The sequence below is a fragment of the Chamaesiphon sp. genome, from assembly GCF_041738855.1.
Lineage (GTDB): Bacteria > Cyanobacteriota > Cyanobacteriia > Cyanobacteriales > Chamaesiphonaceae > Chamaesiphon.
This window is the reverse complement of record NZ_JBGSPA010000223.1, coordinates 25,583-38,856: the sequence shown is the minus strand read 5'-3', so window position 1 is coordinate 38,856 and position 13,274 is coordinate 25,583. Positions and strand designations below refer to the sequence as shown.

The 13,274-nt window shown below is 49.6% G+C and carries 14 protein-coding genes and 1 tRNA gene; 10 read left to right on the top strand and 5 right to left on the bottom strand.

All coding sequences use genetic code 11. The features are described from left to right. The first annotated feature begins 181 nt into the window (after nucleotides 1–181). Together ACEW9I_RS24960 and thiO are read left to right on the top strand one after the other, a co-directional pair. A complete protein-coding gene (locus tag ACEW9I_RS24960; RefSeq protein ID WP_373543036.1) occupies nucleotides 182–895 on the top strand; it encodes a hypothetical protein in 714 nt (237 codons plus the stop codon). A 210-nt stretch (nucleotides 896–1,105) separates the two neighbouring features. Next, complete coding sequence (gene thiO, locus ACEW9I_RS24955) at nucleotides 1,106–2,197, top strand: glycine oxidase ThiO (RefSeq protein WP_373543035.1); 1,092 nt, start codon at nucleotides 1,106–1,108, stop codon at nucleotides 2,195–2,197. 162 nt (nucleotides 2,198–2,359) lie between these two features. Here thiO and ACEW9I_RS24950 read toward each other — a convergent pair whose 3' ends face one another. The 4 genes from ACEW9I_RS24950 to ACEW9I_RS24935 form a co-directional block, all read right to left on the bottom strand. Further along, complete coding sequence (locus ACEW9I_RS24950; protein WP_373543034.1) at nucleotides 2,360–2,728, bottom strand: hypothetical protein; 369 nt, start codon at nucleotides 2,726–2,728, stop codon at nucleotides 2,360–2,362. Nucleotides 2,729–3,153: 425 nt separating this feature from the next. Further along, nucleotides 3,154–3,450, bottom strand: coding sequence for a hypothetical protein (locus ACEW9I_RS24945; protein ID WP_373543033.1), 297 nt, complete (start codon nucleotides 3,448–3,450; stop codon nucleotides 3,154–3,156). Nucleotides 3,451–3,569: 119 nt separating this feature from the next. Then, nucleotides 3,570–3,851 (bottom strand): hypothetical protein, encoded by a 282-nt coding sequence (locus ACEW9I_RS24940; protein ID WP_373543032.1) that lies wholly within the window; start codon nucleotides 3,849–3,851, stop codon nucleotides 3,570–3,572. Between the two features lie 30 nt (nucleotides 3,852–3,881). After that, on the bottom strand, nucleotides 3,882–4,640 hold the full coding sequence (locus ACEW9I_RS24935) for a Spy/CpxP family protein refolding chaperone (RefSeq protein ID WP_373543031.1): 759 nt from the start codon (nucleotides 4,638–4,640) through the stop codon (nucleotides 3,882–3,884). Nucleotides 4,641–4,959: 319 nt separating this feature from the next. Here ACEW9I_RS24935 and ACEW9I_RS24930 point away from each other — a divergent pair, with 319 nt between their 5' ends. The 6 genes from ACEW9I_RS24930 (at nucleotide 4,960) to ureG (ending at nucleotide 9,931) form a co-directional block, all read left to right on the top strand. Beyond that, entirely contained in the window at nucleotides 4,960–6,228 is a 1,269-nt protein-coding gene (locus ACEW9I_RS24930) for a sensor histidine kinase (RefSeq protein ID WP_373543030.1), read from the top strand. Next, entirely contained in the window at nucleotides 6,225–6,863 is a 639-nt protein-coding gene (locus ACEW9I_RS24925; protein ID WP_373543029.1) for a response regulator, read from the top strand. Before ACEW9I_RS24930 ends, ACEW9I_RS24925 begins: the two co-directional genes overlap by 4 nt. Before the next feature lie 343 nt (nucleotides 6,864–7,206). Further along, complete coding sequence (locus ACEW9I_RS24920; RefSeq protein ID WP_373543028.1) at nucleotides 7,207–8,061, top strand: prephenate/arogenate dehydrogenase; 855 nt, start codon at nucleotides 7,207–7,209, stop codon at nucleotides 8,059–8,061. 117 nt (nucleotides 8,062–8,178) lie between these two features. Continuing rightward, complete coding sequence (ureE, locus tag ACEW9I_RS24915; RefSeq protein ID WP_373543027.1) at nucleotides 8,179–8,634, top strand: urease accessory protein UreE; 456 nt, start codon at nucleotides 8,179–8,181, stop codon at nucleotides 8,632–8,634. A gap of 1 nt (nucleotide 8,635) precedes the next feature. Then, nucleotides 8,636–9,313, top strand: coding sequence for an urease accessory protein UreF (locus tag ACEW9I_RS24910; protein WP_373543026.1), 678 nt, complete (start codon nucleotides 8,636–8,638; stop codon nucleotides 9,311–9,313). Between the two features lie 3 nt (nucleotides 9,314–9,316). Next, a complete protein-coding gene (ureG, locus tag ACEW9I_RS24905; protein ID WP_373543025.1) occupies nucleotides 9,317–9,931 on the top strand; it encodes an urease accessory protein UreG in 615 nt (204 codons plus the stop codon). Between the two features lie 59 nt (nucleotides 9,932–9,990). Here ureG and ACEW9I_RS24900 read toward each other — a convergent pair whose 3' ends face one another. Beyond that, nucleotides 9,991–11,109 (bottom strand): glycosyltransferase family 4 protein, encoded by a 1,119-nt coding sequence (locus ACEW9I_RS24900; RefSeq protein ID WP_373543024.1) that lies wholly within the window; start codon nucleotides 11,107–11,109, stop codon nucleotides 9,991–9,993. A 231-nt stretch (nucleotides 11,110–11,340) separates the two neighbouring features. Here ACEW9I_RS24900 and ACEW9I_RS24895 point away from each other — a divergent pair. Next, nucleotides 11,341–11,413 (top strand) — tRNA-Val (locus ACEW9I_RS24895). Between the two features lie 404 nt (nucleotides 11,414–11,817). Continuing rightward, nucleotides 11,818–13,194 carry a YncE family protein gene (locus ACEW9I_RS24890; protein WP_373543023.1) on the top strand — a complete coding sequence of 459 codons (1,377 nt, stop codon included), beginning with the start codon at nucleotides 11,818–11,820 and terminating at the stop codon, nucleotides 13,192–13,194. The last annotated feature ends 80 nt before the right edge of the window (nucleotides 13,195–13,274 follow it).

Genomic DNA, 13,274 nt, shown 5'->3' with positions numbered 1-13,274 from the left:
CATATAAACTCTAAATCAATTTAGCACAATTAATTAACTCAAGCTACCTGTAGGCAAGAGCTGTGTAGATTTAAAAAGTTAAATGTATGACTAATTCGCAAGCGTTTTTAATAATATAAAATTTAAGTGCGTTCACCCTGGTCGGGAAGTAGTCCACATCGATTATCGTCCCCGGCACCTGTTGGATCTAGTCAAATCCACATCTTTTACTGCCAAACAAATCCTCGGAGCAGTTACCCAAGAAGTGGCAGCAGCGACAGCCAGAAATATCAACATTTCAGATATCTATATCGATATTTCTAAGTTAGTAATTCAAGCATTAACTCAACTTGATTTTGCAGAACAAAAACAATTTGTCCTGAGATATGCAGTGGAAATCGGTAAACTCCAGCGGCGGGCTGGTGGTGAATATCTGGATGTAGTTGACGATCTAGTCGCCCGATCTAAACTAGAGTTGATTAAAGGTAGATTTGTCGGGTTTTGTGCAGTCGCTGGTGGAGCTAGTTGTAAATATCTCACCAGTGAAGATCGATCGCCCAAAGTCCTCGATCCGCCGATTAAGGCAATCGTTAATTGTGCGGGATTTCAAGATATCACCACATCTTCATCGGTTTTGATTCAAAACTTGATCCGACGCAAGATTTGTACGCCCAATGATTCAAAGCGGGGGTTTGTCATCGATAAAAACTTTGAAGCTAGCAAAAATTGCTATGTGATGGGGCCATTAGTTGCGGGTAATATCGATGGTACTTTCCGCGTCTGGCATGCCGAGAGTTGTCAGCGGATTATGAGCTTCTCGCAACGGTTGGCGGCGGTATTGCTGCAATCGGCACTGGAGCCATCAACCCGAGTTGCAATACCACTGGAGATCGATGTCCTAGTAAATGCTGTTTAGGGAGATCCAAATGTGCCATCATTCCAGCAGCCTGCATCGATTGCCCGATGCGGGCGAAAGAGTTATCGGGTATTCAATCCACGTTCTTGATGCGATGGCACAGCCACAACAATAAGTGATTGAGTTTCTGCCAACCCGATCGCAATCTAAGTTAGACTCGATCGCATTGAGTATCGTATTGCCAACATCTCTGCTGTGAAAAATCGATCGATGCAGTCCATACATGAAATTATCATCATCGGTGGTGGATCGATCGGGTTGGCGATCGCCATCGAATTGCGCCTACTTGGCGCAGACGTGACTGTGGTGTCTCACAACTTCAAAGCTGCCGCAGGTCATGCCGCAGCGGGGATGTTGGCACCGCAGGCAGAACAAATTTCCGCTGGGGCAATGTTGGATTTGTGTGTGGCTAGTCGCGATCTGTATCCTGAGTGGAGCGAGAAAATTGAGTCGATTTCAGGTGCAGATCCAGGTTATTGGCAATGTGGGATTTTGGCACCGCGACTCACTCATACCCACACAGATGCAGATTGGTTGGAGCCGCGATCGATCCATCACCACCAATCGGGCTTGAGTGAGTCGATTGTCGGGGGCTATTGGTATCCAGCCGATGGACAAGTTGATAGTCGCGCTCTAGTACGCGCACTCTGGTGTGCGTGTCAATTTCTAGGTGTTAAGTGGCTCGATGCGGTAAAAGTTACTAGCATTTGCCGCAGTGGGGGACGCGTGACGCACTTGGAGACAAGTGAGGGAGAAATGTCCGCCCAGCATTATATCTTGGCTACTGGGGCTTGGTCGCAGCAACTACTGCCGATCCCCGTCGTGCCGCGCAAAGGTCAGATGTTGTCGGTAATGGTGCCTGAAGCGCAACTCGCCAATTTACCGTTGCAACAAGTGCTATTTGGCGAGGAGATCTACATCGTACCGCGCCGAGATGGTCGCATTGTCATCGGTGCGACTAGTGAAGATGCTGGCTTTGCACCGCACAATACACCTGCGGGCGTGGAGCAACTGATGACTAATGCGATCCGCTTGTTTCCGCAGCTTAGAGACTTACCCATCCAGGAAACCTGGTGGGGATTTCGACCCGCAACGCCAGACGAATTGCCAATTATGGGCACTAGTAGCGAGGCGAATTTGACCCTCGCTACCGGACATTATCGCAATGGCATTTTGTTGACGCCGATTACCGCGAAGCTCATCGCCGATCTAGTCTGGCATCAGCAAGCAGATCGGTTATTGTCTGACTTTAGCTGGCAACGATTCGATCCGCGATCGGCATCAATAAGCGATCGCCTCTAATTTTTAAACAACAAAGGCGATCGAATTCGATCGCCTTGATTTTATCTAACCTGAATTTCTGAAAGTGAAGCTACCGATCTTTAGTACTTGAACTGCTAATCGCGGACACTCTCCAATTTGACAGATGATGTCATGGCAACTCTTGGAGCTGAATTTTTCAATCTAGTGGCGATAGTAGTCACCACGATATTCGCCACGATATTCACCACGATAGCGATCGTGACGGATACTGCGATACTCTTCGTAACGTCGCTCCCTCTCGTGGCGGCGACGAGCATAGTATTCATGGCGACGACGGTCTGCTTCCCGCGCCCGCTCGATTTCCCACTCGCGACGGCGGTATTCTCCATCGCGATGACGATAGTCTGAGTGACCGCCGCCGCCACCGATTTTGATGATCAGTTGGGCGTGGCGGTTTGCTGCTGGCTGTGGCACTGCCTGCGGATGACTATTGGCAGCCATCGCTGCTGGTGTAGGGGCGATCGACAATGCAGTGAGTAATCCGATCGCTAGTGGCGCAAATTTTAGCATGAGTAAATTCCGATTAGATAATAAAAATTAATGATGCCTGACTGATTTTATGGCGATCGATAGTTGAAATCATCCAGCTAAGGTAATGCTTTTGGCTAGAGGTTATCTATCTTTAGTCATGGTTTGGTCAGGGGAGTAGAGGCGATCGCACACATTTATAGCAACCGCCACAGTGATTGAAACATGACAACGACTGGAAGTCGTCGCTCATAGTGCAAAGTCTGCCTCCGCAGACTAAAAGGCAAAGTGTCTTAACTGTCTTGGCTAGTGATATAGGAACCAAAACCAGCCCGCGCTCGATCGGAGAAGGCTGGTGTTATGGCTGCTAGCCGCCGCTGGTCATTGCTAGTGAGGCTAGATCCACAGGCTTCTTCAAGAAGCCTGTGGATCCGAATCTACCTAACCACTTGGGTAGTTGCTACCCTCTAGCGATTGCCACGGTAGATACCATCCTGCCGATAGTTACGGCGATAGTCACGGCGAGCGTCACGGCGGTCATCACGACGACGTGCCCGTGCCCGTGCCCGTTCGCGACGCAGCTCTGCTTGACGATAGCGGTATTGTGGCGTGCCAATCCTGAAAATAACTTGGGCGCGAAGGTCTGCGGCTGGCTGCTGGAGCGATAGCGGCGATACATAATTAGTTGCCGCGATCGCTTCAGATGTGGGTGCAATGGTGAGGACGGTCAGTAAACCAAGTGCGAGTGAAGTGAGTTTTAACATTGGTGTGCGAAGTATATGGTACGAACTTAGATGTAGAAAGATTGCGATTTAGAACCATCAATCGCGCTCGTTCTAGGCGATATCTCTGTCTGGACGACAATCTTTGCGGGCAAGAGATCTTAGCGGTTGCGGTAATAGTTGCCGCGACCTTCCGAGTAACGATCTGGGTAAGAGTAGGGATCGTAGCGACGGCGGTCGGACTCACGGTGGCGGTAATGTGATTTCCAGCGATTGGAGTATTCTGGCTGTCCGCCGATCTTGACGACGATTCGGGGTTGGTTAGATCTGGACGACTGCCCGATCGAGATCGAATCGATGTTGATGGGAAAAGCTTGAGCTTGAGGGGCGATCGAGATGGCTGTGAGAGCGGCGAGTGCTAGTGGCGTGAGGAATTTTAACATGAGTAGATCCGGTGTAAATAATGAGTGGAGCTAAATCGATCGCCGAAATTCAGAGCTAGACCAAGCGCGAGCTTGGCTGCCACCGCGTCGGTAAGCTTTGCGTTGGGCTTTTTGCTCTGGAGTGAGAATAGTATCAAGCTGTTCTTTGCTGGCTTGGCGGATCGTTTTGATTTTGGCTTGCTGGTCGGCGGTCAGATTGAGGCTCTGCCAATTGCGCCGCATGGCTTGACGGCGATCTTGGCGGGCTTGAGCTTGTTTCTGCTGTTCGGGCGTGAGCACTGCATCCATCTGAGTGCGACTAGCTGCTCGCAGTTGCTGCATTTGGACTTTTTGCTCGGCAGTCAAGTTCAACCGTGCCATCGCGCCACCTCGACCCCAACCCCGACCTAGTTGACCTAGTTGACCTAGTTGAGCGGGAGTAAGGATTGCCTGCATTTGTGCTTTGCTAGCGGCGCGAATGGCTTGGCGTTTGGCTGTTTGGTCTGCTGTCAAGTTCAGGCTCACCCGACGCGATCGATTGGCTTGGCGTTGGGCGGTGAGCTGTTGAAATTGCTGACGTTGCCCGGGTGTCAGGATGGCATCGATCTGAGTGCGCGTCGAGGCTCTAAGTCGCTCCAGTTTGGTCTTTTGGGCGGGAGTGAGGTTGAGCTGGTTGGCGCGATTACCTATTTCGCTGGAGGCAATCTCGTGCGAGCTATGACGGTGGCTGGTGTGAGTACTAGCAGCAAATACAGGAGCAGCAAAGGCGATCGCCAACAGTGGTAGTAATTTAACTAGTTTAATCAGCACAGAGAAATCAGGATGGTTGGGGTGGTTGGAGTGGCAGGAGGCACGATTGCCATGTCTTTATATTAAGATTGCTACTCCTGTTTACACATCCAGCCAAGGTCATGAATCCCCGCTCTAAACAACCTATCTTCAGTCATGGCATCAACTCCTTGAAAGCGTGACTAAGGTAACGCTCGATCGGGAACAAATACAGCTATGTTAGAAGAAATAACATTCGATCGGTTTAGGTTCGCCGCGCTGGAGTTTTTGCTAACTAGCGACTGCCGAAACAGATGCCAAGTTTATCCAGTCATGCCGACATCCTCAGCCCCCATTTTGAATGAAGATTGAATTTCTCACGCGCCATCCCTTGCGATTATTGCTATATATCGAGTGGATTTTATTTGCAGTGGTCATGGCATTGGAAGTAGCTCCTCGTGATGGGCAATTTCTCGAACCAAAATGGCTGAATATTGGGATTGTCGCATTAGTAGCGGTAATGGGATTGCGCCTACCTTCCGGTTCTGGAACGATCGGGGTACTATATATGATCGCTCAAATTATCCCGATTTTGATTGCGGCGGCGGTGGGGATGCGTCCAGTCGCTTGGCTCTATCTGATTGTCGTGATCCGGAGTTATTTGATCTTTGGGCGACAATATCGGTTATGGATTACGGCGGGCATCTTTGCTCTATACCTGACAACGCTCAACTTATTTCCCTCATCTCGTCGCTATGCTGGTGTCAAAACTAGAGTGAGCGATCGCACTGAGATAGCGACGAGCGAGTCACAATCGTCAACTACCAGGACACAATACGGGCCGAATCAACGCGATCGATCGGGATTTCGGTGGGGCTTTGTGTTTCTCTTTGGTGGAGCCTTGCTCAGTCTCCAACTGTTGGTAGACCGGATTTTGGCGGAAAAGTTGGCCAAGGAAGAACTAGCGATCGCCAATCAACGCATCCGCACCTACGCGCTCAAAGCCGAAGAATATGGCAGCATCCAAGAGCGCAATCGGATCGCGCGCGAAATTCACGATTCGCTCGGACACTCCCTGACAGCTCTCAATCTGCATCTGGAAATGGCAGTAAAACTCGCCCATCTCAAACCAGAAACATCGCGGGAAGTGCTAATTGAAGCCAAGCGACTTGGTTCGATCGCCTTGCGAGATGTCCGTCAATCCGTCTCTACGCTCCGCTCTGACCCCCTCCACAACCAAGATCTCCAGACCGCACTGTACAAGCTTGCCGATGAATTCAAGCTATCGAACCAGATTAGACCCGCCTGCTATGTCAATGTCCCCCCCGATCTCCCCTCACCTGTCGCCGTTACTATCTATCGAATCGTCCAAGAAGCATTGACAAATATCAGTAAATATGCTGAAGCCAGTGAAGTCGAGATCGAAATTCGCACTCTCACTACGGAGATCGCCTTACGCATCACGGATGATGGAGTCGGCTTTATCCCCACCAACAACGCCACCGGATTTGGCTTGCAAGGAATGCGCGAGCGAGTATTATCATTACAGGGCAAATTTGAGCTGGTTAGCAAGCCCAGCGCGGGCTGTCAGATCGTCGCAGTTATTCCCCTCATTAGTGACTACTCATGATTCACATCCTGCTCGTAGACGATCAAAATCTGATCCGCCAGGGACTAAAAGCCCTGCTAGAACTCGAACCCGATCTCCAGATCGTCGGCGAAGCTGAAAATGGACAAGTCGCACTCGATCGAGTCAAAGCACTTGCGCCGGATGTAGTATTGATGGATATTCGGATGCCTGTGATGGATGGAGTCACCGCAACTAAAGAAATTTGTCAGCAATTTCCCCATGTCAATATTTTAGTCCTGACTACTTTTGATGACGATACTTATGTCACCGCCGCGATCGAACATGGTGCCAAAGGTTATCTGCTCAAAGATACTCCGTCTGAAGAAATTGCCGCCGCGATTCGCGCTGTGCATCTCGGGTATACCCATCTCGCTCCAGGGATGATGGCAAAAGTCATCGCCCATCGTGCCGATCGAGTTCAAGTAACTTTACCGCCAGAATTGGCGGAACTTACGCCCCGCGAATTGGAAGTCTTAAAACTGATCGCTGTCGGTGCCAACAATCGCGAGATTGCCCAGCAACTATATATATCTGAAGGTACAGTCAAAAACCACGTCACCAATATCTTGAATCGGTTGAACTTGCGCGATCGCACCCAAGCTGCAATTTTAGCCAAAACTTATCTGGCGATTTGAAGTGGTGAATAGTGGATGGTGGATAGTACGCTTCATAGTAATGTAGTAATGTAGTGGGACGACCAGACTAAAACTGTGGGTAAAGCGATCGCTCAAAATATTACTAATTGTATTTTTCAGAGTTATGAATGCCCACATTTTTAGTCTGGTCACGCCAGTAGGGTGGGCACTGTCTTGTCTCCCTAAACCCTCGGCAAAGCCGAGGAGCGGGAGCCGCTGCACACCAGCTAGGTTTCAGGCATCACCTAGCTGATAAATAATTGCGTCTACCTACTTATCCGAACAACCGATCGAGCTACAATTGGATGCTCGATCGGTTGTAGAATCAATTTCCAGAGATATAGTGAAAATCGGCATTGTTGGTATTGGATTAATTGGCGCATCCCTGGGCTGGGATCTGCGCCAGCTCGGACATGAGGTAATTGGCGTCAGTCGTCAGCAAGCTACTTGTGAAACTGCCGAACGTGATGGGATTTGCGATCGCGCCAGTTGCGATCTAGCGAGTTTGCAAGCTACGGAGATCGTCTTTATCTGTACCCCAATTGCGGCGATCGTGCCGACGATCGAGCGACTAATTCCCCATCTGCATTCCGATACCATTCTTACTGATGCTGGCTCAGTCAAAGGGGCGATCGTCGATCGCGCTACCGCACTGTGGTCGAATTTTGTCGGCGGACACCCGATGGCTGGCAACTCTGAGAGCGGGATTGCTGCCTTTGAGAAGGGTCTGTTTGTCGATCGACCTTTTGTATTGACCCCGACGGCACTAACGGTACCTTCAGCCCTGAATACAGTCGATGAGTTGGTGCGATCGCTCGGGGCGATCGTCTATCATACTACTCCCGAGCGACACGATCTGGCGGTGGCGTGGATTTCCCATCTACCTGTGATGGTGAGTGCGAGTGCGATTTCTGCTTGCCTAAATGAACCCGATCCGCTAATTCTCGATCTCGCCAAAAAGTTTGCCAGTACTGGCTTTAGAGATACTAGTCGCGTTGGTGCTGGCAATCCCGAAATGGGGCAGATGATGGCAGAATACAATCGGGATGCTTTATTGCGATCGTTGTATCGATATCGCGATCGCTTGGATGGAATTATTGACGCGATCGAGTCCAAACAATGGTCGGAAATTAAGGAGATCTTAGCCACCAATCAAGCCGCTCGTCATGAATTTTTAGATCCTGATGCTCATGATTAGCTCGTGGCGATGCTGAATCGGGGGATGAATTGCTCCGACTCGGGATGTTAACGATCGCTCCCGATCGCCAAAGCAACTATGATATCTATCAAACCTTGCTAGGAGTGTTGCTTAAATATGCCAGTACTGCTTACCACCCAACTCGATCGCCACAGCCAATTAGTTGCAACCGACAGGTTATCCCTCACGGCTGAAGAACGCAGTAGATCCCGTCATCCTCATGTCACTGATGGTGGGCGGGAAGTTTATTTGCAGCTCAAACGAGGTACCAATTTACGGCATGGCGACAGGTTGCAAGCTGCTGGCTCTGAGCTAGTTGTCGAAATCCTCGCGAAGCCTGAGCAAGTCATGGTGGTGACCGCTATACAGCCCCTAGATTTGCTGCAAGCCGTCTATCACTTGGGAAATCGTCACGTACCACTAGAAATTACTGACGATCGGTTATATCTATTACCCGATCCAGTCTTACAAGATCTGCTGCATCAACGCGGTTTGCAAGTCCTAGTAGTCGAGCGACCTTTTCAGCCACAAGCTGGAGCTTATGAAGCTACACCCCATCACCATCATCACTAATATGATGGACTCTACAGCTTTATTGACACTGCTCCAACTGACTAGTCCCGCTTTGCCAGTGGGAGCTTATAGCTATTCGGAAGGATTGGAAACATTGGTCGATCGCGGCTCGATCTCAGCGGTTGGCGATCTTCAACTTTGGCTGATCGAATCTTTGGCAATTGGTGCGATTTCCCTGGAAGTGGCGATCTTAATACGGGCTTATCGAGCGGAGTGTCAAGGCGATCGAGACATGGTAATGTATTGGAACCAGTGGCTATCAGCCACCCGTGAGACAGCCGAGTTGCAACAGCAAAATTGGCAAATGGGTCGATCGCTGCTCAAACTACTCCAGGATCTCTATCCTCGTGCCGATTGGTCGGGTTGGAGCATGACCGCAGATTGGAACCTTGCGATCGTCTTTGCGCGCGCGGCACAACTCGCCCAAATTGACGAATCTACCGCTACCCTGGGCTACTTGCACAGTTGGGCGAGTAACATGGTGAGTGCAGGCGTCAAGCTGATCCCGTTGGGGCAAACCGCTGGTCAGCAATTGCTACTCCAACTAGCCGAACCGATCGCGACTTGTGCCGCACGAGCACGAGATTTACCTGACGATCGACTCTTTTGTTGTAGTTGGGGCTTGGCACTTGCTAGCATGGCTCATGAAACCCAATATAGTCGATTATTTCGCAGTTAAATTATGACTTCTCCTTTTCGGATTGGGGTGGCTGGCCCTGTTGGTTCTGGTAAAACAGCTTTGGTCGAAGTGTTGTGTAAACGGTTGCGCGATCGCTATCAGATTGCCGTAGTAACCAATGATATCTATACCCAAGAAGATGCCCAGTTTTTAGTACGGGCGGGCGCATTGACGGCCGATCGGATTGTGGGCGTAGAGACTGGCGGCTGTCCCCATACAGCCATTCGGGAAGATGCTTCGATGAATATTGCCGCGATCGAACAACTAGAAACAAAATTTGCCGATCTAGATCTGATTTTTGTCGAAAGTGGCGGTGATAATCTCGCCGCCACTTTTAGTCCTGAATTAGTAGATGCCACGATTTATGTCATCGATGTGGCAGGTGGCGATAAAATCCCGCGCAAAGGCGGCCCAGGCATTACCAAATCTGACCTATTGGCGATCAATAAAATCGATCTCGCGCCGCATGTGGGTGCCAGTTTGGATATCATGGAGCGAGATGCCCGTCAGATGCGGGGGGCGAAGCCATTTGTCTTTACCAATCTCAAGACGGCTGAAGGAGTTGAGGAAGTACTAGCTTTCATCGAGCGGCAGGCTAATTTACTAGCGGCGGTCTAGAAGTAGACTGAGACAGTGAATGGCTGTGGATAGTTTGCTACCCATCCACCACCCACCATTCACCACCCACCATTCACCACCCGATCGTAATACTTTTGCAACTGTTGCGTCGCCGCCGACCAGCCCCACCGCTCCGCTTCAGCTCTGGCGTTTCTCCGTAGCTTGAGACTAGCTGCTGGATCTGCAAAGAGCTTTTGACTCGCGACGATCGCGCTTTCAGGAGTTTGCGGATCGAACAGATAGCCATTTTGACCGTCGGTGACGATATCTGGAATCCCACCCGATCGCGCTGCAATCGCTGGACAACCAGCAGCCATCGCTTCAAGCAATACCAACCCCAGCGTCTCCGTCCGCGAGGGAAAAACAAATGCATCGGCGACAGCATAGGCTGCTGCTAGTTTCTCGCCGCCCAAATAGCCGACAAAGTGCGTCGGCGTATCGGCAAAATAACTCTCCAGGCAAGCTCGATGCGGCCCATCACCGACGATCGCCAGTCGCGCTCCAGGAATTGCCGCGAGAATGGGCTTAATCTGCTCGATTTCCTTCTCAGCACCAAGTCTGCCAACATACAGCAACAACTGGCTTGCTGGCTCACCTTGGCTCAAATAGTGACGCATTTCTGGCGTTGCCTTGTCTGGGTGAAAAGTTTCAGTATCGACACCACGTTGCCATAAGTTGACGCGCTCGATCCCATGTGCGCTGAGTTCTTGCACCATCGCGCTAGAAGTACAAAGATTTAGTGCGGCTTGATTGTGCGCCCCTTTCAACAACTCCCATAGCAATCCCTCAAATACTCCTAGCCCATAGTGATGTAAATATTTGGGCAAGTGAGTATGATACGAGGCAACTAACGGAACTTGGGTCGATTTGGCATAAAAAATTCCAGCTAGTCCCAATACTGCTGGATTGACAACATGAATCAGATCTGGCTGGAATTTTGCCAATTGTTGACCGATTTCTGGACGCGGTAATGCTAATTTGAGTTCGGGATAGAGCGGTAGAGGAAAGGCAGACAATCCATAAATCTCCGCTCCGCAGTACGATCGTAATCCACCCTCTGGACAGAAAATCAACACCTCATCGCCATGTCGCTGGAGCTGTGCGATCGTGTGCTTGAGTCGAGTGACAATTCCATCGACTTTCGGTAAAAAAGTTTCGGTAAATAAAGCAATACGCATCGTTTAGCAGTTATTTGGAACTTTACGCCCAATCGGTAGCGATGCTAGATTGGTACAAAATACCTGTGTATTTATCTATACTTCTTCGACCGATCGCGACTTGGCAATAAATATATCACAGTGAGAGTAAGCTGTGGCATCCAAATGTATTCACCCCACCGATCGACCTCACAGATATCTGCTTGACTAACTGCAAAAGTTCAGCTATGCTGTATAGGCACAAAAAAATGCGGAAGGTTAGCTCAGTTGGTAGAGCTCCTGCCTTACAAGCAGGCTGTCACAGGTTCGAGTCCTGTACCTTCCATTCTTACTTTGACCATGTACGCTGTTTCAACCACGCTGTAGCAAGGCTTCACGGCGATCGGAAGATATACGTATCAACACCATTCGATACATTATTGGATAAATGGGCGAAAGAAATAGAATACTTAACCGTTGGGGCTAGCTGCTCTGAAGGTTATTTTTGGTCTGTAACACAGTTCAGACCTATTTTCAGTGCCTGTATATGTGGGTCATGCTTTAGTAGCGAAAGACAGTGCTAGTTAGGTATTTCCGCAATCTACTGCAATTCAGTTTTGAAGATTCACACTTTTTTAAAGTTTTAGTTGAATACTAGAACTCATCCCAGATTACTGCTCGCGATTTAGTCAGAGTTGCGATCGAGGTTAAAAAACTGCTGTTAATTTGCACAATTTACTAAAAATCATCATGATGCTTACTCGACGGCATTTCATGGCAGGAACCGTAACGATCGCCACTACATTTGCATTGAGTCAATTTAGCATTCAATCCCAACCAGCAAAACCCACAGTATCAACTGGAAAAGATGGCATCTTCATTTGCAACGAAGATTCTAATACATTATCTGTCATCGATCCGCTGACAAATCAGGTGGAGACAACCATCAACTTGACGAGTTTCGATGAAGATGCTCGTCCTCCGTTTCGGTTTGTGACAGGTGGCGTGATGCCAACTCAAGCCGCAATGATCTCTAAGCCGCTTTATCATGGCGCAATTCACCTGCATGGCTCGGCACCGTCGCCAGACTCGCGATTATTGGCTGTGACCGGACGCGGCACCAGCAATCTTTATCTGATTGATGTGGCAACTAGGCGAGCGATCGGTAATCGACCAAATCCGCTAGCGGAGCCAGGAAAAGCCGTAAATTCCGAATGGTTATCCAGTGGTCTTTTACTAGGTAGGGAACCCCACGAACCGACTTTTACGCGAAATGGCAAGGAGCTGTGGGTGGCACTGCGCGGTGAAAATCGAATTGCTATTTTAGAAGTCGAGGCAGCTCTGAGTGCATTGAGACAGGGCATGACAACGGGGGCGATCCGACAACATCTGCGGACGATCGACGGGCCTGCACAAGTTTGGTTTTCTCAAGACGGTCAAACGGCTTTTGTGATTTCCCAAAAAGTCCCGATCGTTGAAGTTTTTGCGGTCAACCCAGATCGGCGTGGGTTCAGTCGTCCCAAGCTGAAAACTCGCATAGATCTGCGGGAATTCGATCGCTTTGGATTCACGCCGTTTCAGAAAACGACTCCCGATGGTCGGGAAATTTGGTTTTCTCACAAGCTGGCTGATGCAGTCTCGGTCAGAGCCACCGATGGTGCATATCGCAGCTTAGATTTTCTGGCTTTGGGCGATCGCGCTCGACCCAATCATCTCGAATTTGTCGAAAACGATCGAGGCAAAGTTGCCTATATCACGCTTGCGCGAATCGACGATCGCAGGGGCGGGATTGCATCGAGTCAGGTGGCGATCGTCGATCGATCGGTAGCACCAGGAAAACGGCGCATCATTGGCACCTTCTATACACATGGGCGGGAGGCACATGGACTGTGGACGAATCCAGAGCATACTCGTCTCTACATTGCCCACGAGCAAGATGAACTACCTGGTACGCCTGCTGCGGGACAAACTGTCTGCACCGTTTTTGATGTGTCAATGCCTGAGAAACCGATATTTATGACCCAAATTCCACTAGGCGAACTGGTATTACCTTCTGGTAAATTACGCAACAAAAAAAGTATCAACCTGGTCTATGTGCGTCCTAGTACACCGAGTCAAACTGCTTAAATTAATTGAGAATTGAGAATTGAGAATTGGGTTGTTAGGATGGGGATTTAAACCCCTACTTCTTGTTAAAATTTGCTGGA

Excerpts from the sequence above, each read along its gene's own strand:
- ACEW9I_RS24940 (WP_373543032.1), bottom strand. The coding sequence starts at position 3,851 with ATGTTAAAATTCCTCACGCCACTAGCACTCGCCGCTCTCACAGCCATC.
- ACEW9I_RS24900 (WP_373543024.1), bottom strand. The coding sequence starts at position 11,109 with ATGCGTATTGCTTTATTTACCGAAACTTTTTTACCGAAAGTCGATGGA.
- thiO (WP_373543035.1), top strand. The coding sequence starts at position 1,106 with ATGCAGTCCATACATGAAATTATCATCATCGGTGGTGGATCGATCGGG.
- ACEW9I_RS24910 (WP_373543026.1), top strand. The coding sequence starts at position 8,636 with ATGATGGACTCTACAGCTTTATTGACACTGCTCCAACTGACTAGTCCC.
- ACEW9I_RS24925 (WP_373543029.1), top strand. The coding sequence starts at position 6,225 with ATGATTCACATCCTGCTCGTAGACGATCAAAATCTGATCCGCCAGGGA.
- ureG (WP_373543025.1), top strand. The coding sequence starts at position 9,317 with ATGACTTCTCCTTTTCGGATTGGGGTGGCTGGCCCTGTTGGTTCTGGT.
- ACEW9I_RS24930 (WP_373543030.1), top strand. The coding sequence starts at position 4,960 with ATGAAGATTGAATTTCTCACGCGCCATCCCTTGCGATTATTGCTATAT.
- ACEW9I_RS24945 (WP_373543033.1), bottom strand. The coding sequence starts at position 3,450 with ATGTTAAAACTCACTTCACTCGCACTTGGTTTACTGACCGTCCTCACC.
- ureE (WP_373543027.1), top strand. The coding sequence starts at position 8,179 with ATGCCAGTACTGCTTACCACCCAACTCGATCGCCACAGCCAATTAGTT.
- ACEW9I_RS24890 (WP_373543023.1), top strand. The coding sequence starts at position 11,818 with ATGATGCTTACTCGACGGCATTTCATGGCAGGAACCGTAACGATCGCC.
- ACEW9I_RS24950 (WP_373543034.1), bottom strand. The coding sequence starts at position 2,728 with ATGCTAAAATTTGCGCCACTAGCGATCGGATTACTCACTGCATTGTCG.